The following is a 25,445-nucleotide window of genomic DNA, read 5'->3' as shown; positions in this document are numbered from 1 at the left end:
ATGTTGCTGCACGTAAAATAATTCCATTTACTAAAAGAAAAGTTCACAAAAAATCCATGGTATCTCAAAGGTGTTTAGGTTATTCTTAGACAGTTGTAAAACAAAAAAGAGGAGGAATAACGATGAAATTGCTTAAAAAGGGTACAATGGCTTTATTTGTAATGATTATGGCAGTAATGTTAGTAGCTTGTGGAGGGAAAGAAGAAACAAAAACGTACGAACTTTCTCAAAATGGAGCTACTACAAAAATGACTTATACTTATGTAAAGGATAAAGTTACTAAACAAACAACAGAAAATGAAATGACTTACGCTGCTCTAGGATTTAAAAACAAAGAAGAAGCTGAAAAAGCGTTAAAAGAAACAAGCGATAAGTTTCAAGGTGTTGAAGGCGTAAAACAAGGCCTTGAGTATAAAGATGATAAAGTAATCGAAACACTAGAAATTGACTACGAAAAAGCAGATGCAAAAGAATTAGTTAAACTTCCAGGATTCGCTGCGAGTGGCGATATCGAAAGCGGAATTAGCATGAAAGAATCTTCAAAAATGCTAGAATCCCAAGGTTATAAAGAAGTTAAATAATGAGTTTGTGATAAGAAAGAAGTATTCGTTCAGTCGGATACTTCTTTTTTTGTTTGATAACCATGTGCGTTAATAACAACGGAGCTTAACTATTGGCGTGCTATAAAAAGTTCACAAAAAATCCATTGTATCTCAAATGTAGTTAGGTTATTCTGAGGCGGTTGTGAAACAAAAAGAGGAGGAAACAACGATGAATACGCTTAAAAAGGGAACAATGGCTTTATTTGTACTGGTTGTGGCAGTAATGTTAGTAGCTTGTGGAGTGATGGCAGACACAAAAACGTACGAACGTTCACAAAATGGTGTAGAATCTAAATTGGTATACACTTGTAAAGGAAACAAAGTCACAAAGCAAACAGCTGAAAATACAATGCTTTATGCTGCGCTAGGCGTTAGTTCAAAAGAAGACGCTGAAAAAATGTTTAAAGAAAGAATTGATAGGTTTCAAAACATTGATGGAGTAACAGCGAAAATAGAATATAAAGATGATAAAGCTATTGAAACACTAGAGATAGATTACACTAAAATTTCTTCAGAAGATATAAAGGGAATTCCAGGTATGACTACAAGTGGTGATACTTCTAAAGGGGTTAGTATGAAAGCGTCTGTAAAATTGCTAAAATCTCAAGGCTATAAAGAAACTAAATAATAAATTTGTATCAAAAAAGAAGTATCCGCTCAAACGGATACTTCTTTTTATTTAATAATCCTGCGCTTCAATAACAACGGCTGTACCAGATGCAGTAACCATCAGCATCCCGTTATCCGCTCCGAGTACTTCATAATCAATATCAACACCAATAACGGCATTTGCGCCAATATCTTTCGCGCGTTGTTCCATTTCGCGAATCGCTTCCTCGCGAGCGTTAATAAGCTCGTCCTCATAACCTTGCGAACGACCCCCGAAGAAATTTCTCAGTCCCGCTCCAATATCTTTCATAAAATTAACGCCAGTGATGACTTCGCCGAAAACGATTTTTTTATACTCAATAATTTGTTTGCCTTCAATATTTGGTGAGGTTGTTACGATCATAATTGCATTCCTCCAGTTTTCTTTTATCATACTCCTTAGAGCTTTTTCTAGTCAAAGGATATCCGGCTAATTTTTGAGATTCCGCGCTTTTTCGATATACAAAATAGCATCAGGAACTTTGCAAGATGTTTTTCCTAAGTTTACATGCACTTTCCCGACCGATTCCGCGGCTTCTATCGCTTTTTCATGCAAATCGTCGTTGTAAATGCCGCAAGAGATAATGAAACTGTTCATCGAATATCGCGTTCTGTTGGATTCCGCTTGCAGTGTTTCTTTGGCGCGCTTTAGTAATTCCTCTGCTTCGGGTAAATCACTAATATGCTCACTAAAAATCTGCCAGCCCATCGCTTTAGTTAAATCATAATCGTTTTCAATCCACTTTTTAGCGAAAATAAGTGCATCTTCTCTTTTGCTGACAAGTGAAGCGAGTCCGAAAGTTAGTTGTGACCATGTTTCTCGAAAAGCGACATTCCATTTTTCGATTTGCTCAGTGGTCACCTTCTTTGGGTCGATCGCAAGTAACCCAAGATAAATTAAGTCACTATTATTCGATTCAATCAGCTCTACAGCAAGTTCGTGGTTTTTCGTCAATTTTTCACGGCGAATAATTTTCTTTAAATCGCCAATTTTCAGCCCATAAAGTTCTAAAGTCTCGGGGCAGCCGTGATTTCGGAAAATTTTAACGGTATTTGGATTTTCTAATGCTTGAAGTTCGGTGTTAAGTTGGTCAAAAGTAATCATACGGCGCTCCCCTCTCGAATAAATTAAGTATAACAAAAAAGCATGCTAAGTCGCATGCTTTTAAGATTCAGAGCTATTAGTCAACTTGTTTCATTGCATCGTCTAGAACTTTTTTAAGTGTATCTGCTGAATTTTTCATTTGTTCTTTTTCTTTATCGGTCAAGTTCATTTCAACAATGTGGCGAACGCCTTGACGGTTAACTACTGCAGGTGCGCCGATATAAATGTCGTTCATACCGTAATGGCCATCTAAATAAACGGAAAGTGGTAAAATCGCATTTTCGTTATTTAGAATTGCTTTTGTAATACGAGCGAGAGCTGCCGCAACGCCGTAGAATGTAGCGCCTTTTTTATTAATGATTTCATAAGCTGCATCACGAACGCTTACGAAGATAGTATCCATTGCGCCTTGTTCGTCTTCGCTAATCCATTCAGTGATTGGAAGGCCGCCGACAGTTGTGTGGCTCCATGCTGGAAATTCAGTATCACCGTGTTCGCCAAGAATGTAACCATGGACGTTACGAGCATCCACTTTTAAATAATCGGCAATCGACATACGGAAACGAGCTGTATCAAGACTTGTTCCAGAACCGATAACACGTTCTTTAGGAAGACCTGAGAATTTCCAAGTCGCATAAGTTAGGATATCCACTGGGTTAGACGCGATTAGAAAAATGCCGTCAAATCCGCTTGCCATAACCTCGTCCACGATGCCTTTCATAATTTTGATATTACGGTTTACTAAGTCTAAACGAGTTTCGCCAGGTTTTTGTGCAGTCCCAGCTGTTACGACAACTAAGTCTGCGTCGTGGCAGTCGCTATAATTCGCTGAGTAGATTTTCTTCGGTGTGGAAAAGGGAACAGCGTGGCTTAAATCCATTGCATCCCCAATAGTTCTGTCTTTATCTATGTCAATAATGCCGAATTCTTGTCCGATGCTTAAATTTACACAAGCAAATGCGTAACTAGAACCAACTGCTCCGTCGCCAACTAAAATAATTTTTTGATGATCTTTCATTTCGAATTCCTCCTATAAAAAATCTATTTACTAGTACAGTATACCATGTATTTTTCATTTGTGAAGCGTTGAACGTCCTAAATTTAAAAAAGTTGTTATAATGTTTTTGTGAAAACGCTATAGTACAGTTTGGAAGCGTCTGCATTCGCGTTCAACCGCTATTTTCTGTTTACCTTTTATTGAGAATTATAAACCTTACAAATCAAAATAAGGCTATTCCTTTGTTTTGCTATTTTTCTAAAGGGTAGATATAATATAGATGTACCAAAATTGAATGAGTGGAGTGATTTTTTATGGCAACAACATTAGAGGTCCAGAAAAGAGAAACAACGCAACATTCAGAAGTAACGAGATTGCGTAGTGAAGGAAAAGTACCTGGAATTATTTATGGTTACAAATCAGAGAATGTTCCAGTTTCCGTTGATTCTTTGGAATTAATCAAAGCAGTTCGTGACAATGGTCGAAACGCCGTATTTTCAGTGACTGTAGACGGCAAGAAATTAAATGTTCTATTACATGAATATCAAGTGGATCCGTTAAAAGACGTTTTAGTACACGTTGATTTACTAGCGGTTGATATGAATGAAGAAGTTGAGACCGATGTTCGCGTGGTATTAGTTGGCGATGCACCCGGAGTTAAGGCTGGCGGCGTATTACAACAAATTATCCATGACGTAAAAGTTTCAGCAACACCAGAAAAATTACCAGAAACAATTGAATTAGACATTTCTTCATTAGAAATCGGTGATGTTTTAACAACGAACGATCTTCCGGAAAACAAAGACTATGTCGTGCAAGCAGAGGAAGAAGAAACAGTTGTTACCGTTTCTGCTCCACGTGCTGAAGAAGAACCAACGACTACGGAAGCGCCAGAACCAGAAGCTGTACATGGTAAAGATGAAGAGCCTGTTGAATAATTTCTAATAAATAAGGATGGAAGATACGCATTTATTTGCGATATCTTCCATTTTTTTTGGTATAATAGTTTCGAGAAGGAGGCGTTTATATGCTTGATAAATCGGTACCACATATTTCTGTTGCGATGGTAAATCACGACGCGACAAATTATCCAGCGTTTCATTTGCCGGCGGGATATTCTTTTTGTTTCTATCAAGAAGGATTGGAAGAAGATTGGTGTAGATTGCAACTGGAAACCGGTCAAGTTCCCTCTATGGAAAGTATTCGCGCTCGTTTTGAAACGGAATTTGGAAATGAAAAAGAGAAATTGGCCAAGCGTTGTGTCTTTGTGCAAGCGCCAAACGGTGAGCTTATCGGAACAGCAATGATCTGGGATGGGGATACATTTGGCGAAATGGCGAGCCGGATTCATTGGGTTGCTGTACTTGATTCACACGGCGGAAAAGGCATTGCAAAAGCTTTATTATCCAAAATCCTCGGCATAAATAAAAATGATTTTGTCTATTTAACCACGCAAACCGGAAGCTACCAAGCAATCTATTTATACCAGAAATTCGGTTTTGAAAAATACATCGGAAAAACGCCTGAAAAGTGGAAAACAGCAGATTTTCAAGATGAAAATGAAACAGCATGGCAAATTATCGAAAATAAAATTGCTGAACACCAAGCATAGTTGGAAAACTTTCAACCAAGTGCAATCCATGTTATAATCAAAAAAACATCGAAACAAAAACCAGTTCATTCGTGAAGTGGTTTCGTTCATGTAAGGAGAAGCTTTTATGAAATTAATCGCAGGACTCGGAAATCCGGGCAAAAAATACGAACGTACCCGGCATAATGTCGGTTTTATGGTAGTTGATGAGCTAAGTTTCCGCCATCAAACACCTTGGAAAAAATCCAAATTTAATGGTATGACAAGTGAAATTAATGTCGGCGGCGAAAAAATGATTTTAGTTAAACCGCTCACTTTTATGAATGCTTCTGGGGAATGTATTCGTCCGCTGATGGACTATTACAACATACCGATTGAAGACGTTGTAATTGTGTATGATGATCTTGATTTACCAGTTGGGAAAATCAGATTACGCCAAAAAGGTAGTGCCGGTGGACATAATGGGATGAAATCAATTATCCAGCATGTTAAAACACAAGAGTTTAACCGCATTCGTGTTGGTGTGAGTCGCCCTATAAAAGGCGAAGTCATTAACTACGTGTTAGGAGATTTTCCTAAAGCCGAACAACCTGATATTATCGCAGCAATCCAAAAAAGTGCGGATGCCATCGAAGACTTTGCGCAAACGCCATTTATAGAAGTAATGAATAAATACAATCAAAAATAGATAATGACGAGGCGTGGCAATCTTTTTGTCACGTGTTTCGGTCTTTCTTCGGGTGCGTGATTTACTCTCGCGCCCCGTAGAATGAATTTTCTGACAAAAAAGGAGCTGTTTTCCCTTGAAAGGATTACAACAATTAATATATGAACAAAAAGATATTCGAGCGGTCTTAAAAGCGCTTGATGAAAAAGAAAAAGCACAACTTGTCACGGGGCTCACAGGTTCTTCGCGTGCGTTATTTGCAAGCGTGGTAGAAGGAGCGTCAAAGCGACCGGTTGTATTTGTCACGCACAATTTATATCATGCGCAAAAATTATATGATGATTTACTTTCATTAATGGACGTTGATCGCCTATTTTTATACCCGGCAGATGAATTAATTTCTTCTGAGCTAAGTATTTCTAGCCCGGAGCTTCGTGGTCAACGTGTTGAAGCGCTTGATTTCTTGCTATCCGGAAAACCGGGAATCGTCATTGTTCCAGTTGCTGGACTTAGAAAAATGCTTCCGCCAGTTTCGCTTTGGAAAGATTTCAATATCTCCATTGTGGAAGGAGAAGAAATTGACCCAGATGTTTTACGCCAAAAATTGGTGACGATGGGTTACACGATGAGCGGAATGGTAAATACCCCAGGAGAATTCAGCGTTCGCGGCGGGATTATTGATATTTACCCGATTACAGAAGAATTTCCAATCAGAATAGAACTTTTTGATACCGAAGTAGACTCGCTTCGCTTCTTTGATGTGGAAACGCAGCGCTCGACAACACGTGTGGAAGAATTCCGTTTACTTCCGGCAACAGAAATCATTTTGGATCAAAGTTATTATCCTGACATCGTTCAACGTTTGGAAAAGAAAATGACGCTCACTTTAAATGAACTAAAAGAAGATGCGGATAAACAAGCACTCGTTGAAAATTTAGAAGAAGAGTTGGAAATGTTACGTTCTGGCGTGAAACCAGACATGTTCTTTAAATATATCGGTCTGGCTTATCCTGATCCAGCCTCACTTTTCGACTATTTACCGAAAAATACGGCCATTTTGCTTGATGAATTTGCGCGCATTTTGGAAACGGAAGAAAGCTTAGAGCGGGAAGAAGCGGAGTGGCAGACGGAAACGTTAAGTCGTATGGAAACAGTTCGCGACGTGCAAGTAAGCCATTCTTTCAAAAAATTATTAGAGGGAAATCAATCCCCGAAAATATACTTATCTCTTTTCCAAAAACAAATGGCGAGTATGCGCGCATCGAAAACGACCAACATCGTTTATAAACAAATGCAGCAATTCCACGGTCAAATGAATGTTTTAAAAACGGAGCTAGAAAGCTGGCATAAAAATAATTATGCAGTAGTTATCTTGGCGCCGAATTTAGAACGCGCGGAAAAAATGCAGCAAACATTGGCCGATTACGATATGGAAAGCACTATTTTAAAAGAAGAATCGGATGTACCAAAATACGGAATGGTTCAATTTGTCATCGGAACATTCCAGAACGGTTTTGAATTGCCGCTTGCCAAAGTAGCGATTATTAGCGAAACCGAACTCTTTAATAAAAAAATCAAAAAGGTGAAAAAACGCCAAAAGCTTTCCAATGCAGAACGAATCCAAAGTTATTCTGAGTTAAAAGTTGGCGACTACGTAGTTCATGTCAATCACGGTATCGCTCGCTATGTCGGGATGGAAACACTAGACATTAACGGCGTGCATAAAGACTACTTGCTACTTGTTTACCAAGGTGAAGATAAACTTTTCATCCCTGTTGACCAACTTGATTTAGTTCAAAAATACGTTGGGGCAGAAGGGAAATCGCCAAGACTAAACAAACTCGGTGGAGCAGAATGGAAACGTGTTAAAAAGAAAGTACAAGCTTCTGTCCAAGATATTGCGGACGACTTAATCAAACTTTACGCCGAACGCGAAGCTGAAAAAGGTTATGCGTTTAGCGCGGATGACGAAATGCAACGCGAGTTTGAAGATGCTTTCCCGTATCAAGAAACCGAAGATCAATTGCGCTCAATTTCAGAAATCAAAAAAGACATGGAACGACCGCGCCCGATGGATCGTCTTTTAGTCGGAGATGTTGGTTACGGAAAAACCGAAGTGGCCCTAAGAGCTGCATTTAAAGCCATTATGGATGGCAAACAAGTCGCCTTTTTAGTACCGACAACTATTTTAGCGCAACAACACTTTGAAACAATGAAAGAACGTTTCCAAGGTTTCCCAATCGAAATTGGTCTTTTAAGCCGTTTCCGCACGAAAAAACAACAAACAGAAACATTAAAGGGTATGAAAAATGGTACAGTCGATGTAGTTGTCGGCACACACCGCTTATTATCAAAAGATATCGAGTATCAAGACTTAGGTTTGCTTATTGTCGATGAAGAACAACGATTCGGCGTAACGCATAAAGAAAAAATCAAACAAATGCGTTCCAAAATAGATGTATTAACACTTACTGCAACACCGATTCCAAGAACGCTACACATGTCCATGCTTGGCGTTCGTGACCTATCTGTTATCGAAACCCCGCCAGCCAACCGTTTCCCAGTGCAAACATATGTCGCGGAACAAAATAACGTTTTAGTGCGCGAAGCAATTGAACGGGAACTGGCGCGTGATGGACAAGTCTATTATCTATACAACCGTGTCGAATCCATTACCCAAAAAGCGGATGAAATTTCGGCGATGGTACCTGATGCTCGCGTCGCAACTGCGCACGGACAAATGGGCGAATCAGAATTAGAATCCGTCATTTTAAGTTTCCTTGAAGGGGAATTCGATGTACTCGTAACAACAACAATCATTGAAACTGGCGTAGACATTCCAAACGTTAACACGCTGTTCGTTCAAGATGCTGACCGAATGGGTCTCTCCCAACTCTATCAGTTGCGCGGACGGGTAGGGCGTTGGAACAGAATTGCTTATGCTTACTTCATGTATCAAAAAGATAAAATTTTGCGTGAGGAAGCTGAGAAACGCTTATCAGCCATTAAAGAATTTACCGAATTAGGTTCTGGTTTCAAAATCGCAATGCGCGATTTGTCCATTCGTGGCGCCGGAAATATCCTCGGAGCTCAACAACATGGCTTTATTGATTCCGTTGGGTTCGACCTTTATTCGCAAATGCTTAAAGAAGCAATCGAAGCGAAAAAACCAAAAGAAGAACAAAAACAAATCGTCCCAGTCGAAATCGATATTCAAGCCGATGCGTATATTCCGGAATATTATATTACTGATGGTCGCCAAAAAATCGAGATGTACAAACGTTTCCGCAACATCGAGGTATTAAGCGAGCTAGAAGATTTACAAGGCGATATGATTGACCGTTTTGGAGAATATCCAGAAGAAGTAGAATACCTATTTACGATGACTGAACTTAAAGTCCACGCGCTAGAAGTAGGCATCGAATCAGTGAAACAAGAACAAAATAAAATTACAATGCTGTTTTCAGAAAGTGGAACGGCGGGTATTCGCGGTGATGTCGTTATGCAAATCATTGGTGAATTTGGCAGAACAGTAGGTGTTGGTATGGAAGGCACACAACTTAAAATCACCATCAACGTCCAAAATAAACCTTTAAAAGAATGGTTATACCAAGTCAAAAGTTTGGCTGAAAAACTTCGTGGTGCTATGAAAGAAAAAGTATCTACCGAAAATTGATAAGTAATTAAGAAGAAAGGAGGTGGCGGGATGTCTGAACGTTCCATGAAGCGACTAATGAAAGGAGCAGCTTGGCTAACCGCTGCCTCGCTTATCTCTAAAATACTTAGCGCAGTCTACCGCGTACCCTTTCAAAATATGGTGGGCGATGTTGGCTTCTATATTTTTCAACAAGTATACCCGATTTACGGGATTGCGATGACGCTCGCGCTCGGCGGTTTTCCAGTTGTCATTTCTAAAATGTTAGCAGAAGCAGAAGGCGATTTCAGACGGCAACAAATTATTATGCGCGCAGTTTCGCGGATGCTCCGACTTGTAAGTGTTGCGATATTCGCCTTTTTATTCCTGTTTGCCAATGTAATTGCGATGATGATGGGCGACCCAGCCTTGTCAGAATTAATTCGCGTCATTAGTTTCGTTTTCCTACTTATGCCGCAACTCGCGTTTATGCGTGGCTTTTTCCAAGGAGAAGGCGATATGATACCGACCGCGATTTCGCAAACCGTCGAACAAATCATTCGAGTAGCAATAATTCTAATCGGGGCCGGACTAGCGCTTCATTTCGGATTCGATTTATATGATGCTGGCTCGATGGCGATGAGCGGCGCCTTTTTTGGTGGTGTGTCCGGAATCTTCATTCTACGTCACTTTTACAATAAAAAAGTAGCGCTTGGCGAAGGAATCCAACCAGCTGTATTTGCCGATAAAGAAGAAAAAATTGGCATCGGTCGCGCGTTTTTACGCCAAAGTGTGGCGATTTGTGTAGTTAGCTCGATGTTGATTTTATTTCAATTAGTCGATTCCTTCCAAGTGTACCGTTTGATGAGCGACTCCGGAATTCCAGATTTCATCGCCAAGTCACTCAAAGGGATATACGACCGCGGCCAGCCAATCTTGCAATTAGGACTTGTAATCTCAACCGGACTCGCCCTCGCGCTTGTTCCAATGATTACAGCCGCAAGAGTGCGAGGACAGCAAAAAGAACTCAAACGCTCCATATTATTAGCAATTAAAATCACGCTCATTTTAGCAGGTGCAGAAACAGTTGGCCTCATCGTCATCATGCGCCCGCTAAATCAAATGCTATTCCAAACCCCAGACGGTACGCTCGTCTTGCAATTATTCATGCCCGCTGTTTTCCTGAGCTCGCTTATCATCATGTTAAGCAGCATTTTGCAAGGCTTCGGAAAAATCGTCGTACCCGCAGTTGGCGTTGGAATAGGACTTATTGTAAAATGGATAACAGGAAGCCTTCTCATTCCAAGGCTCGCGACAATGGGCGCATCGATTTCGACGTGCATCGGCTTACTGGTCATCCTGATTATTTGTTACGCCTCATTAAAACAAACAATCCGAGTACCATTCGTTGAAAAAACAATGCTACTCCGACTACTAGCCGCGCTCGCTCTAATGGCGATATTCCCGTGCTTATTCGAATGGTTAGCGCCACTAGAAACAAGGCTCGGCAGTGCGTTCCAAGCGATAGTAAGTGCCGTAATCGGCGGCGGGATTTTCCTTATTTTTGCTCTAAGATATAAATTACTCGGTCCAAAAGATTTTGTTTTTCTTCCGTTCGGCTCCAAATTGCTCGCACTTAGCAAGCTGGTTGCGCGGAAATAATTAATATAAAGTAGGTGGATAAAATGGCAACAACCATGCGATTAGATAAATATTTAAAAGTATCTCGTTTAATTAAAAGACGTACAGTAGCAAAAGAAGTAGCGGAAAAAGGCCGTATTGCGGTAAATGGCGTCACCGCGAAACCAGGAACAAACGTAAAATCTGGAGATGAATTAGTTATTCGTTTCGGTCCAAAAATCGTTACAGCGAAAATTGAACGACTTGAAGAAAATGCAAAAAAAGAACAAGCAACAGAAATGTACACGATTATTAAAGAAGAACGCACAGACGAAAGTAGATAAAGAAAATCGTTTGAAATGGCATCATTTAGCCGATTTCAAACGATTTTTTATTAGGTAAGACAGGACATAAACAATTTTTTGTCAAAAAGTCAAGAAAAATATCACAAAATTAGCGGATTCCAATAGACAAATGCCTGATTTATTGATATCATTTTAAGCAAGAAACGTTTTTTTCTCTACCGAAAATCATAGACATTAAGCAAATAAGAATATGGGAGGGACGATATATGAAAAAAGCCGAATCAAAAGTGGCGAGAATAGAAAATCGCTACATAAAAGATACCGCAACAATGAAAAAAACTCGTAATCGTCGCCGCGTTGCCCTGTTCCGTAGACTTGCTCTGATGGCTGTTATCTTTGCTGTAGTGGGTGGACTACTCACCATTACGTACACCAAACAAGTTTTAACACTCAAAGAGAAAAAAGCAAAGCAAGTGCAAGTGGATAAAAAAATGGTTGCAATGAAGGATGAAGAAGAGTCGCTAAACGATCAAATCAAGAAACTTCATAACGATGAGTACATAGCTAAACTAGCGAGAAGCGAATATTATCTATCCAAAGACGGAGAAATTATTTTTAATATTCCAGAAGAGAATTCGAAACAAAAAGAGTAAGTCAGAGCCGAGCGTCATTCTCCATGGTAGAATCAAAGGGAAAATAGAGTTGAGTATTTTTGGAGTTTATGAGTTTGACTGTTTGACACTCTTTTTATTATAGCTATAATTAAGCAATAGAGTGATATTTTAAGGAGGACGCATTTTTTTATGTCGATCGAAGTAGGCAACAAGTTACAAGGTAAAGTTACTGGGATTACTAATTTTGGAGCATTTGTGGAGCTAGAAGGTGGCAAAACAGGCTTAGTTCATATTAGTGAGGTAGCAGATAACTATGTTAAGGACATTAATGACATCTTAACTGTAGGGGATGAAGTTACTGTCAAAGTAATGAATATTGGTGATGATGGTAAGATTGGTCTGTCCATTCGTAAAGCAGTAGACCGTCCGGACCGCCCAGAAAAAAGTTACGATCGTAAGCCAAAATACAGCAAAAAACCTGCTGGGAACTATGTGAAACCAGCCGAGAGCTTTGAAGATATAATGTCTAAATTCTTGAAAGATAGTGATGAAAGACTAACTACTATCAAACGTCAAACAGAATCTAAACGTGGCGGCCGAGGAGCAAAACGCGGCTAATACGCTAAAATTAATTGTAATGTAGATGCACCGTATTGGATCATTAAATACGGTGCACTTTTTAATAAAAAATGTGAGAGCCGAATTTCGAAGGAAGGTTTTCTTGAATGGATGACACCAAAAAACGAGTACATAAGTATATCGAGAAACATGACTTAATCCGATCCGACGATAAATTGCTTGTAGCAGTTTCTGGCGGTCCGGATTCTTTGGCGTTATTACATTTTTTGTGGACAAGCGGTATCGTTCCAAAAGAAGCAATCTCCGTCGCGCATCTAAATCATCATTTGCGAGAAAACGCAGCCAAAGAACAACACCTCGTCGAAACTTTTTGCGACCAACACGATATCCCATTTTACATGGAAGAAGTAGACGTAAAACAAAAATCCCAAACTTTGCAAAAAGGGATTGAAGAAACAGCTCGCATTGTCAGATACGATTTCTTTGAAAAAATAATGACGGAAAATAGCCTTAACAAACTAGTCCTCGCACACCACGCGGATGATCAAATCGAAACAATTCTAATGCGGCTCGTTCGCGGAAGTTCTAGCATCGGTTGGTCAGGCATACAGCCGAAACGCGAGGTGAAAGGTGGACATGCAATCCGGCCATTTTTGCCAATTACAAAAGCAGAAATTATCGAATATGCGAATAAACACGAATTAGCATACGAAATAGATGAGTCAAACACGAGCCAAGAATACACAAGAAACCGCTACCGTGCGCAACTTTTACCGTTTTTGCAGCAAGAAAACCCAGCGGTCTACGCTCACTTTGAAAGATTTTCAGAAGAAACAAGCGAAGACTTCCGATATTTGGAGGAACTTGCGAGTGATTTATTGAAGAAAAACCTCATCAAAAACGGCAAACAGACAACACTTTTACTTAGTAGCTTTAAAAATGAAGCGAATCCTTTACAACGCCGCGCAATTCATTTACTATTGAGTTATCTGTACAATGAAGATGCCCGTTTTATTACGGTAAATCACATATATCAGATTATCCAAATGATTCAAAGCGACAATCCATCTAGCTCGATTGATTTACCAAACAAACTCACTGCAAACAGAGCTTACAACAAACTCCATTTTCAATTTGGAGAAAGAGATGCTCCTTCTGAGTTTTATCATCAATTAGAACTGAATGATCGCATTGAACTAGATAGTAAAACAAGTATCCGTTTAAAGTTAAAAAGTTCCGTTGTTCAAACAAATGGGCTAAATGGAATGCTACTGGATGCTTGTGACATTACACTTCCTTTAATTGTTCGAAACCGTGTGAACGGTGATAGAATGACGATGAAAGGACAAGCAGGCAGCAAGAAACTCAAAGATATTTTCATCGATGCCAAGATACCAAGGCAAGAACGCGACAATTTACCCGTGATAACAGACTACACTGGAAAAATCCTTTGGGTTCCCGGCGTGAAAAAGTCTGCCTATGACCGAGAATTTAGTCGTAGCAAAAAGCAATACATTATTAGGTACACTCGAAATATAGGAGGAAACGAGAGCATGCATAATGATATTCAGAAAGTACTGATATCGGAGGACGAATTACAAGAGAAAATTCGTGAACTCGGTCGTGAGTTGACAACAGAATATGAAGGACGTAACCCATTAGTAGTTGGGGTGTTAAAAGGTGCAACTCCTTTTATGACTGATTTACTTAAAAGAGTAGACACATACTTAGAAATGGACTTCATGGACGTATCCAGTTACGGAAATGGTACAGTATCATCAGGTGAAGTGAAAATCATCAAAGATCTTAATGCGTCAGTAGAGGGTCGCGATGTGCTTGTAATTGAAGATATCATTGATAGCGGTCGTACACTTAGTTATCTAGTAGACCTAATCAAATACCGCAAAGCAAAATCAGTTAAGTTGGTTACTTTGCTTGATAAACCAGCCGGACGTAACGTAGATATTGAAGCGGATTATGTAGGCTTTGTCGTACCAAATGAATTTGTTGTCGGATACGGTTTAGATTACGCGGAACGTTACCGCAATCTTCCATATATCGGCATTTTAAAACCAGAAATTTACAGCGAGTGAAATTAATTAACAAACAGAACTATATTTTGTTAAAATGTAGTAGATAGCTTTTCAGAAAACGAAAACAAAAAATTCATACCAAACATGCAAAATAGTGGGCAATCGAGATTCGGTATGCTATCATTAGTCTTAGTTTTCGAAGGTGAAAATAGTATCAATAAATATTAAAAAATCTATATTAATAATAGAATAACTTCGTAAGAGAAAAGCGAAACGGATATGTTTTTAATAATCAGGGGAAGAAAACATTGTTTCTAAATCTGCTATTAGTCAAAAACAACTTTTAAAGGGATAAAAGTCCAGAGAAAGTAAGAATCCAAGCTCTTGCGTGGGAGGAGGTAAGGAATGAACAGGTTTTTTAGAAATGCGATATTTTATGTCATAATATTCCTTGTTATTATCGGGATCGTTTCTTCGTTTAACTCAAACAAAGAGGCAGCCAAAGATATTAGCTATTCAGAATTTGTGAGTAAATTAGAAGATGGTAAAGTTAAATCCGTAGAAATACAACCAGACCGTAGTGTTTATACAATCAATGGGGAATTTAAATCAAGCGATAAAAGTTCCGATGATAAAAAAACCGGTCTTGGCCAAAGTAAAACAAGTAGCACTGCTTTCACAACATACGCTTTGAATAGCGATACTTCACTTGATGATTTGCAAAAAACACTCAAAAGTGAAGACGTGAAAACGAATATAGTACCTGCTAAACAAAACAGTGGTTGGGTTACATTCCTAACTTCTATTGTACCGTTTATAATTATCTTCATCCTCTTCTTCTTCCTAATGAGCCAGTCTCAAGGTGGCGGCGGTGGTAAAGTAATGAGCTTTGGTAAAAGTAAAGCTAAACTTTACAACGACGATAAGAAGAAAGTTCGCTTCACAGATGTAGCCGGAGCGGACGAGGAAAAACAAGAACTTGTTGAAGTAGTAGAATTCCTAAAAGATCCGCGCAAATTTGCGGAACTTGGCGCTCGTATTCCTAAAGGTGTCCTTTTAGTAGGGCCTCCGGGTACTGGTAAAACCTTGCTAGCTCGTGCAGTTGCCGGTGAAGCAGGCGTGCCATTCTTCTCTATCTCAGGTTCAGATTTTGTAGAAATGTTTGTCGGTGTCGGTGCAAGCCGTGTCCGTGATTTATTCGAAAATGCGAAGAAAAACGCACCATGTATCATTTTCATTGATGAAATTGATGCAGTTGGTCGTCAACGTGGAGCTGGAATGGGCGGCGGTCACGATGAACGTGAACAAACCCTAAACCAATTACTAGTTGAAATGGATGGTTTCGGCGGCAATGAAGGCATCATCATTATTGCAGCAACTAACCGTGCAGACGTACTTGACCCAGCACTTCTTCGTCCAGGCCGTTTTGACCGTCAAATTATGGTTGATCGTCCAGACGTTAAAGGCCGTGAAGCAGTACTTCGCGTTCATGCTCGTAACAAACCACTTGCTAAAAGTGTTGATTTAAAAGCAATCGCACAACGTACACCGGGATTCTCTGGTGCCGATTTAGAAAACTTACTGAATGAAGCAGCACTTGTTGCCGCTCGTTCCGATAAGAAAGAAATAGACATGAGTGACCTCGATGAAGCTAGTGACCGCGTAATTGCTGGTCCAGCTAAGAAAAATCGAGTTATCTCTGAAAAAGAACGCCGCACAGTCGCTTATCATGAAGGTGGTCACGTTATCGTCGGAATGGTACTTGATGAAGCGGAAGTCGTGCATAAAGTTACCATCGTCCCTCGTGGACAAGCTGGTGGTTATGCCGTAATGTTACCGAAAGAAGATCGCTTCCTAATGACGAAAGCCGAGTTAATGGACCGTATCACTGGTTTACTTGGTGGACGCGTAGCCGAAGAAGTCACTTTTGGTGAAGTAACAACTGGTGCAAGTAATGACTTTGAACGTGCAACTGAACTTGCTCGCCGCATGGTAACTGAATGGGGTATGAGCGATAAGATTGGACCGCTTCAATTCACTTCTGGCAATGGCCAAGTATTCATGGGCCGCGATTTTGGTAGCGACAAAGGATATTCCGATAAAATCGCTTACGAAATCGATACAGAAGTTCAAAGCTTAATCCGCTACTGTTATGACCGCGCTAAAACAATCATCACAGAACACCAAGAACAACATAAACTTATCGCGGAAACATTACTAAAAGTAGAAACATTAGACGCTCGCCAAATCCGTTCCCTATTTGATGATGGTGTAATGCCTCCAGATATCGATACGATTGACGTAGAAGCTGAATATCCTTCCGAAAAAGACGAAGAAGTAGGTAAATCTTTTGAAGAAGAAAAACAAGACTTGAAAGAAGAAAAAGTCGAAGAAACACAAGAACAACCAAAAGAAGTAACTTCGGAAGATGCTCCAGACATTGAGCAAACGCCAAACGATAAAAAAGACGAATAAAATCAAAGAGGCTGGGCTTTCCCAGTCTCTTTTTTGAAGCTATATTATTCGGATTTTTAAGTAAAACATGTTATGATACGTTAGAAAAATCTTCTAAAGGACGGTATTTAAACTTATGATACTTGTAATTGACGTTGGGAATACTAACTGTACTGTCGGAGTTTACAAACAACAAAAACTGCTAAAACATTGGCGGATGACAACAGATCGTCACCGCACATCCGATGAATTAGGAATGACAGTCTTGAACTTTTTTTCATATGCGAATTTAACTCCTTCTGATATTCAAGGGATTATTATTTCGTCCGTTGTTCCACCAATCATGCACGCAATGGAAACCATGTGTGTCCGCTATTTTAATATCCGACCATTAATCGTTGGTCCAGGAATAAAAACCGGCATCAATCTAAAAGTCGATAATCCGCGCGAAATTGGAACAGACCGAATCGTAAATGCCGTAGCTGCATCAGAAGAGTATGGTACGCCAGTTATCGTAGTTGATTTTGGCACAGCAACCACATTTTGCTATATTGATGAGTCTGGAGTATACCAAGGAGGCGCAATTGCCCCAGGTATTATGATTTCAACCGAAGCCTTATACAACCGTGCCGCCAAACTCCCACGTGTAGATATTGCTGAATCAAGTCAAATCATCGGAAAATCCACCGTGGCATCTATGCAAGCCGGAATCTTTTATGGCTTTGTCGGACAATGCGAAGGAATTATCGCAGAAATGAAAAAACAAGCCAATACAAGTCCTGTAGTAGTTGCAACAGGAGGGCTGGCTCGGATGATAACAGAAAAATCTTCCGCAGTAGACATTTTAGACCCATTTTTAACATTGAAAGGGCTAGAACTTCTATATAGAAGAAATAAACCAATTACAGAAAAATAAAAGGAGTTTTATATAATGAACGATTATTTAGTTAAAGCGTTAGCCTACGATGGCATGGCGCGTGTATATGCAGCAGTAACAACCGAAACAATCAAAGAAGCACAAAAAAGACATGATACATGGTCCGTCTCATCTGCCGCACTTGGTAGAACGATGACAGGAACACTCTTCCTTGGCGCAATGCAAAAAGAAGACCAAAAAATCACTGTAAAAATCGAAGGCGACGGCCCAATTGGCTCAATCGTAGCAGACAGTAACGCGCAAGGCCAAATCAGAGGCTATGTAACAAATCCACACGTCCATTTCAGTGAATTAAATGAGGCTGGAAAACTAGACGTTCGCCGTGGCGTTGGCACATCCGGTATGCTTTCAGTCGTAAAAGATCTAGGCTTTGGCGAAAATTTCACAGGCCAAACACCAATCGTTTCCGGCGAAATCGGCGAAGACTTCACATATTACCTAGCAACATCCGAACAAATCAATTCATCAGTAGGCGTTGGAGTGCTTGTTAATCCAGACGATACAATTGAAGCGGCAGGCGGTTTCATGCTGCAACTACTTCCCGGCGCAACGGATGAAGTCATTGACGAAATCGAAAAAAACCTTACAGCCTTGCCAACAGTTTCAAGAATGATTGAAGCAGGAGAAACACCGGAATCCATTCTAGCTAAACTAGCAGGTGGCGAAGAAAAACTACAAATTTTAGAAAAAATCCCTGTATCATTTGAATGTAACTGCTCCAAAGAACGTTTCGGTAGCGCGATAATCTCCCTTGGCAAAGAAGAAATCCGCTCCATGATAGAAGAAGATCACGGCGCAGAAGCAGAATGCCATTTTTGCCGAAACACATATGATTTCTCAGAAAAAGAATTAGAAGAACTTTACGAAGAAGCAAAATAATAAAAAAGGGGTGCCTAACTGGGCGCTCCTTTTTAAAAGAGATTAAACTTGACAAAACAGGTCGGAATTAATTAAACTAGATGAAAGACCTAAAATAGATAGGAGTGCTTTAATAATGACAATTGCAAATTCAATCACTGATTTAATTGGAAAGACACCAATTGTGAAACTTAACCGTTTACCAGAAGCAGGTAGCGCAGACGTATACGTAAAATTAGAATTCCAAAATCCGGGTGGTAGTGTAAAAGACCGTATTGCTAACGCGATGATCGAAAACGCTGAAAAATCAGGTGCATTAAAACCAGGCGATACAATTATTGAGCCAACAAGCGGGAACACAGGAATCGGCCTAGCGATGGTAGCAGCTGCAAAAGGTTACCAAGCAATCTTCGTAATGCCGGAAACAATGAGCTTAGAACGTCGCAAATTACTTCAAGCTTACGGTGCAAAATTAGTGTTAACACCAGGACCAGATGGCATGAAAGGCGCAATTGCAAAAGCAGAAGAACTAGCTAAAGAAAACAACTATTTCGTCCCACAACAATTCCACAACCCAGCAAACCCAGCAGTTCACGAAGAAACAACTGGTCCGGAAATCGTTGAAGCTTTTGGGAAAGATGGCTTAGATGCTTTCATCGCAGGAGTAGGGACTGGCGGAACTGTAACTGGCGTAGGACACGTACTTAAAAAGAACTACCCTGATGTAAAAATCTATGCGCTTGAACCAGAAGAATCCCCAGTACTTAGCGGCGGATCCCCGTCTCCACATAAAATCCAAGGTATCGGCGCTGGCTTCGTGCCAGATACATTAGATACAAAAGTGTATGACGGCATTCTAAAAGTATCAAGTGAAGATGCCCTAGAAACAGCACGCGAAGTAGCGAAAAAAGAAGGTATCTTAGTAGGTATTTCTTCCGGAGCGACTATTAAAGCAGCCCTTGACCTTGCAAAAGAACTTGGCGCTGGCAAAAAAGTACTAGCTATCGTTGCGAGTAACGGCGAACGCTACTTGAGCACACCACTTTATAATTTTGAAGACTAATAATCGAAGAGCCTAGTTCTGCTAGGTTCTTTTTTTATGAAAAAAAATAAATACATTTCTTACTATTTTCTAATCAAATGCACAGCAGAAATTTTCTTTTCTTGGTTAATATATAGTCATAAGCTAACAACAAGCAAAACATTTTCATTCTTTCCCCTTTTTAGAATGAAAATCCCAAACTCCCTTTTTGACCAGTGTGGTTTACTCCCTTTTTCCACACTGGTTTTTTCATGCGAAAAAATGAAAATAAAAACCGGAAAACCTCATGAAACTTTAACAAAAATCACAGTATATACACCGAAAACTTGGTTAATATATAGTCATAAGCTAACAACAAGCAAAACATTTCGTTCTTTCCCCTTTTAGAATGAAAAACCTAAACTCCCTTTTTGACCAGTGTGGTTTACTCCCTTTTTCCACACTGGTTTTTTAATACAAAAAAATGAAAATAAAAACCAAGAAATCTCATGAAACTCTAACAAAAATCACAGTATATCCACCAAATATTTGGTTAATATATAGTTATAAGCTAACAACAAGCAAAACATTTTCATTCTTTCCCCTTTTAGAATGAAAATCCCAAACTCCCTTTTTGACCAGTGTGGTTTACTCCCTTTTTCCACACTGGTTTTTTTAATACAAAAAATGAAAAGAAAAACCGGGAAATCTCATGAAACTTTAACAAAAATCACAGTATATCCACCAAAATTTTGGTTAATATATAGTCATAAGCTAACAACAAGCAAAACATTTTCATTCTTCTCCCCCCCCTTTTAGAATGAAGATCCCAAACTCCCTTTTTGACCGATGCGGTTTACTCCCTTTTCCGCATCGGTTTTTTTGTGCGCTAAAATCACTGAATTCTGCTATAATAAATCTCGGAAAGAGGTGTTTATGCTTGAAGAAGTGGAAAAGGGATCACCTAGGTATGGTCATGGGGATATTGAATGTTACACCAGACTCTTTTTCGGATGGTGGAAAATATATGCAAGTGGAAGAAGCGTTGGCTCGAGCGTTGCAAATGGCGGAAGACGGCGCTGCAATTATTGATGTTGGCGGAATTTCCACGCGCCCAGGTTTTTCGGAAGTAACCCCCGAAGAAGAACTCGCGCGAATTATCCCAGTCATCAAAGTGGTTAGAGAGAAACTCCCTGATATATGGATTTCTGTTGATTCTTGGCGTGCCGAAGTAGCAGAACAAGCTATTTTAGCAGGAGCTGATATGATAAATGATCAATGGGGTGCGAAAAAAGAACCGAAAATCGCGGAAGTTGCTGCAAAATATGGTGTGCCAATCTGTTTAATGCATAATCGCGAAAACGCCGAATACGACAATTTTCTAGAAGATGTAAAAAAGGACTTATTAGAAAGTGTTGCGATTGCTAAAGCGGCATTAGTACCAGACAAACATATTATTCTTGATCCCGGTTTTGGCTTCGTAAAAACGCCAGCTCAGAATTTAGAAGTGCTAAGACGCATCGATGAAATTGTTGCGCTTGGCTATGAAGTTTTACTCGGAACGAGCCGAAAATCAACTATCGGTCTTGTCCTTGGAACTACTCCGGAAGATAGAATGGAAGGAACCGGCGCAACGACAGTTTACGGATTTGCAAAAGGTTGTACGATTACTCGCGTGCATGATGTGCTTCCAATTGCGCGCATGGTTCGGATGACAGATGCAATTACCGGCAAATTAGATATTACAAACTTATAAAGAGGTGCTTTAATTGGATAAAATTTATTTAAATGAGTTAGTGTTTTACGGATACCACGGAGTTTTAGCAGAAGAAACAAAATTAGGACAAACGTTCAGAGTGTCGCTAATTCTTGGACTTTCTACCAAAAAAGCAGGAATGTCAGATAGCGTTGATGATACAGTCAGTTATGCAGAAGTATATGAAACAGTAAAAGAAATCGTAGAAGGAACGCCATTTAAGCTAATTGAAGCTCTTGCAGAAAAAATCGCCAGCGAGGTTTTAGTTGGTTATCCACTTTTAGAAGAAGTAACTGTAAAGCTTATTAAACCCAATCCACCAATTCCGGGGCATTATGATTCCGTTGCTGTTGAAATCGAGCGTAAGAGAAGTGATTTGAATGGCTAAAGCGTTTCTATCGATTGGCACAAATATTGGTGAACGTCTAGATAATTTAAATGATGCTATACAAGGATTAGCTGCTTCAGAACAAATTAAAATCACCAAGGTGTCGAGTGTTTATGAGACGGATGCAGTGGGTTATGAGGACCAAGCCGCATTTTTAAATATCGCAGCAGAAGTCGAAACCAATTTTACACCGGTTGATTTACTAGATTTTTGCCTGGCGCTCGAACTTGAATTGGGGCGAGTTCGATTGTTTAAATGGGGCCCGCGCCTCATCGATATTGATGTTCTACTATATGATGATGTTAAAATCGACACAGAAAAGCTGAAAATCCCACATCCTTATATGAAAGAACGCGCCTTTGTCATGATTCCGCTAATAGAAATTTCACCAGAAAAAAGCACTCTTTTAGAGAATCCAGCCATTTTAGAAAAACAAGGCGTTCGAAAAATAAAAAATCAAGTCAACTGGTAAAATTGGCACTTGCAGAAAAACATAATTATGATAACATATCACTAGCGCAATTTAAGAGGAAGGGGTTTACCATTAATGTTTAAAATAGGTAACGTAGAAATTAAGAACCAAGTAGTTGTGGCGCCAATGGCCGGTATATCCAATTCCGCATTCCGCCTAACAGTCAAAGAATTCGGAGCAGGCCTCGTTTGCTGTGAAATGATTAGCGACAAAGGAATCGCCTACCGTAATGCTAAAACACTTGATATGCTATATATTGATGAAAAAGAAAAACCACTGAGCCTACAAATTTTCGGTGGCGAGAAAGAAACGCTTGTGGAAGCCGCGAAATTCGTAGCTGAAAACACAACAGCCGATATTATTGATATTAATATGGGTTGCCCGGTAAATAAAATTATCAAATGTGAAGCTGGGGCAAAATGGCTACTTGATCCAAATAAAGTGTACGACATGGTAGCTGCTGTAGTGGATGCTGTTGATAAGCCAGTAACAGTGAAAATGCGCATCGGCTGGGACGAAGAACATGTCTTTGCTATCGAAAACGCACTTGCCGCTGAACGTGCAGGAGCTGCTGCAGTTGCAATGCACGGACGTACTCGTGTGCAAATGTATGAAGGAAGCGCGAACTGGGACGTACTTAGAGACGTAAAATGCGAACTAAAAATCCCGTTCATGGCCAATGGTGACGTAAGAACACCAGAAGATGCCAAACGAATCCTAGAACATACAGGTGCAGATGGCGTAATGATCGGCCGCGCTGCACTTGGGAACCCGTGGATGATTTATCGCACAGTGAAATTCCTAGAAACAGGCGAACTTCTCCCAGAACCAGAACCACGCGAAAAAATGCAAACTGCCATGCTACATTTAAACCGCTTAGTCGAGTTAAAAGGAGAAAACATCGCAGTTCGTGAATTTAGACAACACGCAGCTTACTATCTAAAAGGAGCTCGTGGAAGCACCCGTGCAAAAGTGGCTGCTAACCAAGCGACAAAACAATCAGAAATGGAAGCAATTTTAAATGAATTTGTTCTCCAATATGAAGAAAAAGCATTAGCGAAACAAGACTAATTATTGTTGCCTCGAGATTTCGGGGCAATTTTTAAATTTATACTAGAAAAACAAGACCAAAAAAGCGTATAATGGAAACATCTGTAGAAATGAATAGAATAGGAGTGTACCTATATGAGTAACGAGAATCATGAAGAACTAAATGACCAACTCATCGTCCGTCGCGAAAAAGTGGACACATTGCGCGAAGAAGGCATAGATCCTTTTGGCGAAAAATTCATCCGTTCCATCAGCCCGGAAGAACTTGAAACAAAATTCGCTGATAAATCAAAAGAAGAACTTGAAGAAGCTGCTATCGAAGTTTCTGTAGCAGGTCGTATTATGACGAAGCGTGTCAAAGGTAAGGTAGGCTTCACACATATTCAAGACCGTTTCCATCAATTACAAATCTATATCCGTAAAGACGCTATCGGCGAAGATGCATACGCAGTTTTCAAATTAGCTGACTTAGGAGATATTATTGGTATTAAAGGAACTATTTTCCGTACTAATACAGGCGAACTTTCGGTTAAAGCAACAGAATTCACTTTGCTTTCTAAATCATTACGCCCACTTCCTGATAAATATCATGGCTTAAAAGACGTAGAACAACGCTACCGTCAACGCTACTTAGACTTAATCACAAACGAAGAAAGTCAAAATCGTTTTGTAATGCGTAGTAAAATCCTTAAATACACTCGTGATTACATGGATAACCAAGGTTTCTTAGAAGTAGAAACTCCAGTACTTCATACAATTGCTGGTGGAGCTGCGGCAAAACCATTTATAACACACCATAATGCGCTTGATATGGAACTGTACTTGCGAATTGCTTTAGAACTACACTTAAAACGCCTAATCGTTGGCGGGATGGATAAAGTATACGAAATCGGACGTGTTTTCCGTAATGAAGGAACATCTACACGCCATAATCCTGAATTTACAATGCTAGAATCCTACGCGGCATACGAAGATTACGAAGATGTTATGGATTTAGTAGAAGGTTTAGTATCCACTGTATGTAAACAAGTAAACGGAACAACAGAAATAACATACGGCGAATACAAAGTAGACTTAACTCCAAACTGGCGCCGTATCCATATGGCTGATGCTGTAAAAGAGTATGTAGGGGTAGATTTTTGGAATGTAACTTCTGATGAAGAAGCTCGCGAACTAGCTAAAAAACATGATGTACCAGTAACGGAACACATGACATACGGTCACATTCTCAACGAATTTTTCGAAACATACGTAGAAGAAAAACTAATCCAACCAACATTCGTATACGGCCACCCAGTAGAAATCTCTCCTTTAGCTAAGAAAAACAAAGAAGATGAACGCTTTACTGATCGTTTCGAATTATTTATCGTTGGACGCGAACACGCAAATGCATTCTCAGAGTTAAACGATCCAATTGATCAAAGAGAACGTTTTGAAGCACAAATGAAAGAACGTGAACAAGGCAATGACGAAGCACACGGAATGGATGCAGATTTCCTTGAAGCTTTAGAATATGGTTTGCCGCCAACAGGTGGATTAGGTATAGGTATAGATCGTCTAGTAATGCTATTAACAGACGCTCCATCTATCCGTGATATCCTGTTGTTCCCGACTATGAAACACCGTGATTAATAAAAAATCCAGAGCTGATAATATCGGTTCTGGATTTTGTTGTTTTCTCAGAAAAAAACAAATTTGCCAAAGAGAAACTTTTTCTTAAAATATGCTTGCAATACCTATAAAAACATGATATATTTATAAACGTTCCAGTTAAACAAATACAAAATGCGATTCAGGAAATTAAATTTTTTTGAAAAAACATCTTGACTTTGATAACTAGATAGAGTAAGATATAAGAGTTGCTGCTAAAGACAACGAAGAAGAAAAAGTGACCTTTGAAAACTGAACAAAGAAGAAGACGAAAAGCAATGAGACGTAAAGTCTCACTGGTAATCGCAGGGCAGAAAACAGAAAGCTGTTTTCAACAAAAACAAACTAGTAATTTAATTGCTAGCGAAGTCAATTTGACGCAAGGAATCTTATTCACGGTGTTGAATAAGTATTCAAATTCAATTTATATTTTAAAGAGAGTTTGATCCTGGCTCAGGACGAAC

The 25,445-nt window shown here is 39.6% G+C and carries 23 protein-coding genes; 20 read left to right on the top strand and 3 right to left on the bottom strand.

Annotation, left to right across the window (positions count from 1 at the left end; translation table 11 throughout):
• Positions 1-122 precede the first annotated feature (122 nt).
• Both HCX62_RS09905 and HCX62_RS09900 read left to right on the top strand, forming a co-directional pair.
• A complete protein-coding gene (locus tag HCX62_RS09905) occupies positions 123-581 on the top strand; it encodes a YehR family lipoprotein (RefSeq protein ID WP_185638897.1) in 459 nt (152 codons plus the stop codon).
• A 190-nt stretch (positions 582-771) separates the two neighbouring features.
• A complete protein-coding gene (locus tag HCX62_RS09900; protein WP_185638895.1) occupies positions 772-1,230 on the top strand; it encodes a YehR family lipoprotein in 459 nt (152 codons plus the stop codon).
• A 51-nt stretch (positions 1,231-1,281) separates the two neighbouring features.
• Here HCX62_RS09900 and HCX62_RS09895 read toward each other — a convergent pair whose 3' ends face one another.
• The 3 genes from HCX62_RS09895 to HCX62_RS09885 all read right to left on the bottom strand — a co-directional run bounded on the left by HCX62_RS09895 (position 1,282) and on the right by HCX62_RS09885 (position 3,373).
• On the bottom strand, positions 1,282-1,614 hold the full coding sequence (locus HCX62_RS09895) for a putative heavy metal-binding protein (RefSeq protein WP_003725735.1): 333 nt from the start codon (positions 1,612-1,614) through the stop codon (positions 1,282-1,284).
• A 66-nt stretch (positions 1,615-1,680) separates the two neighbouring features.
• Entirely contained in the window at positions 1,681-2,355 is a 675-nt protein-coding gene (locus HCX62_RS09890; RefSeq protein WP_185638893.1) for a DNA alkylation repair protein, read from the bottom strand.
• A gap of 76 nt (positions 2,356-2,431) precedes the next feature.
• Positions 2,432-3,373, bottom strand: coding sequence for an L-lactate dehydrogenase (locus tag HCX62_RS09885; RefSeq protein WP_008946613.1), 942 nt, complete (start codon positions 3,371-3,373; stop codon positions 2,432-2,434).
• Positions 3,374-3,666: 293 nt separating this feature from the next.
• On the opposite strand from HCX62_RS09885, the gene HCX62_RS09880 reads away from it, so the two are divergent.
• The 18 genes from HCX62_RS09880 (at position 3,667) to lysS (ending at position 24,963) form a co-directional block, all read left to right on the top strand.
• Positions 3,667-4,290, top strand: coding sequence for a 50S ribosomal protein L25/general stress protein Ctc (locus HCX62_RS09880; protein ID WP_003722740.1), 624 nt, complete (start codon positions 3,667-3,669; stop codon positions 4,288-4,290).
• A gap of 89 nt (positions 4,291-4,379) precedes the next feature.
• Complete coding sequence (locus tag HCX62_RS09875) at positions 4,380-4,964, top strand: GNAT family N-acetyltransferase (RefSeq protein ID WP_185638891.1); 585 nt, start codon at positions 4,380-4,382, stop codon at positions 4,962-4,964.
• 106 nt (positions 4,965-5,070) lie between these two features.
• Positions 5,071-5,631 carry an aminoacyl-tRNA hydrolase gene (gene pth, locus HCX62_RS09870; protein ID WP_008946616.1) on the top strand — a complete coding sequence of 187 codons (561 nt, stop codon included), beginning with the start codon at positions 5,071-5,073 and terminating at the stop codon, positions 5,629-5,631.
• 115 nt (positions 5,632-5,746) lie between these two features.
• A complete protein-coding gene (gene mfd, locus HCX62_RS09865; RefSeq protein WP_185638889.1) occupies positions 5,747-9,286 on the top strand; it encodes a transcription-repair coupling factor in 3,540 nt (1,179 codons plus the stop codon).
• A gap of 30 nt (positions 9,287-9,316) precedes the next feature.
• A complete protein-coding gene (locus HCX62_RS09860) occupies positions 9,317-10,906 on the top strand; it encodes a putative polysaccharide biosynthesis protein (RefSeq protein WP_185638887.1) in 1,590 nt (529 codons plus the stop codon).
• Positions 10,907-10,941: 35 nt separating this feature from the next.
• The gene (locus tag HCX62_RS09855) at positions 10,942-11,208 is read left to right on the top strand and encodes an RNA-binding S4 domain-containing protein (protein ID WP_003740380.1); all 267 of its coding nucleotides are present in this window, start codon (positions 10,942-10,944) and stop codon (positions 11,206-11,208) included.
• Positions 11,209-11,435: 227 nt separating this feature from the next.
• Entirely contained in the window at positions 11,436-11,822 is a 387-nt protein-coding gene (locus HCX62_RS09850; protein WP_185638885.1) for an FtsB family cell division protein, read from the top strand.
• A gap of 150 nt (positions 11,823-11,972) precedes the next feature.
• Positions 11,973-12,401 (top strand): S1 domain-containing RNA-binding protein, encoded by a 429-nt coding sequence (locus tag HCX62_RS09845; RefSeq protein WP_003718298.1) that lies wholly within the window; start codon positions 11,973-11,975, stop codon positions 12,399-12,401.
• A 107-nt stretch (positions 12,402-12,508) separates the two neighbouring features.
• Positions 12,509-14,455 carry a bifunctional tRNA lysidine(34) synthetase TilS/hypoxanthine phosphoribosyltransferase HprT gene (locus tag HCX62_RS09840; RefSeq protein ID WP_185638883.1) on the top strand — a complete coding sequence of 649 codons (1,947 nt, stop codon included), beginning with the start codon at positions 12,509-12,511 and terminating at the stop codon, positions 14,453-14,455.
• A gap of 345 nt (positions 14,456-14,800) precedes the next feature.
• The gene (gene ftsH / locus HCX62_RS09835; protein WP_185638882.1) at positions 14,801-16,870 is read left to right on the top strand and encodes an ATP-dependent zinc metalloprotease FtsH; all 2,070 of its coding nucleotides are present in this window, start codon (positions 14,801-14,803) and stop codon (positions 16,868-16,870) included.
• Positions 16,871-16,985: 115 nt separating this feature from the next.
• Positions 16,986-17,765 carry a type III pantothenate kinase gene (locus HCX62_RS09830; RefSeq protein ID WP_185638880.1) on the top strand — a complete coding sequence of 260 codons (780 nt, stop codon included), beginning with the start codon at positions 16,986-16,988 and terminating at the stop codon, positions 17,763-17,765.
• Positions 17,766-17,780: 15 nt separating this feature from the next.
• Complete coding sequence (gene hslO, locus HCX62_RS09825; RefSeq protein WP_185638878.1) at positions 17,781-18,665, top strand: Hsp33 family molecular chaperone HslO; 885 nt, start codon at positions 17,781-17,783, stop codon at positions 18,663-18,665.
• 115 nt (positions 18,666-18,780) lie between these two features.
• Positions 18,781-19,707 carry a cysteine synthase A gene (cysK, locus tag HCX62_RS09820; protein WP_012984736.1) on the top strand — a complete coding sequence of 309 codons (927 nt, stop codon included), beginning with the start codon at positions 18,781-18,783 and terminating at the stop codon, positions 19,705-19,707.
• 898 nt (positions 19,708-20,605) lie between these two features.
• Positions 20,606-21,421, top strand: a complete 816-nt coding sequence (gene folP, locus HCX62_RS09815; RefSeq protein ID WP_185638876.1) for a dihydropteroate synthase — start codon at positions 20,606-20,608, stop codon at positions 21,419-21,421.
• A gap of 13 nt (positions 21,422-21,434) precedes the next feature.
• Complete coding sequence (gene folB / locus HCX62_RS09810; RefSeq protein ID WP_185638874.1) at positions 21,435-21,809, top strand: dihydroneopterin aldolase; 375 nt, start codon at positions 21,435-21,437, stop codon at positions 21,807-21,809.
• Positions 21,802-22,281 carry a 2-amino-4-hydroxy-6-hydroxymethyldihydropteridine diphosphokinase gene (gene folK / locus HCX62_RS09805; protein ID WP_185638872.1) on the top strand — a complete coding sequence of 160 codons (480 nt, stop codon included), beginning with the start codon at positions 21,802-21,804 and terminating at the stop codon, positions 22,279-22,281. Before folB ends, folK begins: the two co-directional genes overlap by 8 nt.
• Positions 22,282-22,356: 75 nt before the next feature.
• The gene (gene dusB, locus HCX62_RS09800) at positions 22,357-23,352 is read left to right on the top strand and encodes a tRNA dihydrouridine synthase DusB (RefSeq protein WP_014931093.1); all 996 of its coding nucleotides are present in this window, start codon (positions 22,357-22,359) and stop codon (positions 23,350-23,352) included.
• 114 nt (positions 23,353-23,466) lie between these two features.
• A complete protein-coding gene (gene lysS, locus HCX62_RS09795; protein ID WP_185638870.1) occupies positions 23,467-24,963 on the top strand; it encodes a lysine--tRNA ligase in 1,497 nt (498 codons plus the stop codon).
• Positions 24,964-25,445 lie beyond the last annotated feature (482 nt).

Source organism: Listeria swaminathanii (assembly GCF_014229645.1).
Lineage (GTDB): Bacteria > Bacillota > Bacilli > Lactobacillales > Listeriaceae > Listeria > Listeria swaminathanii.
The sequence above is the reverse complement of the archived record's forward strand: the minus strand, read 5'-3'. Positions and strand labels throughout refer to the sequence as shown.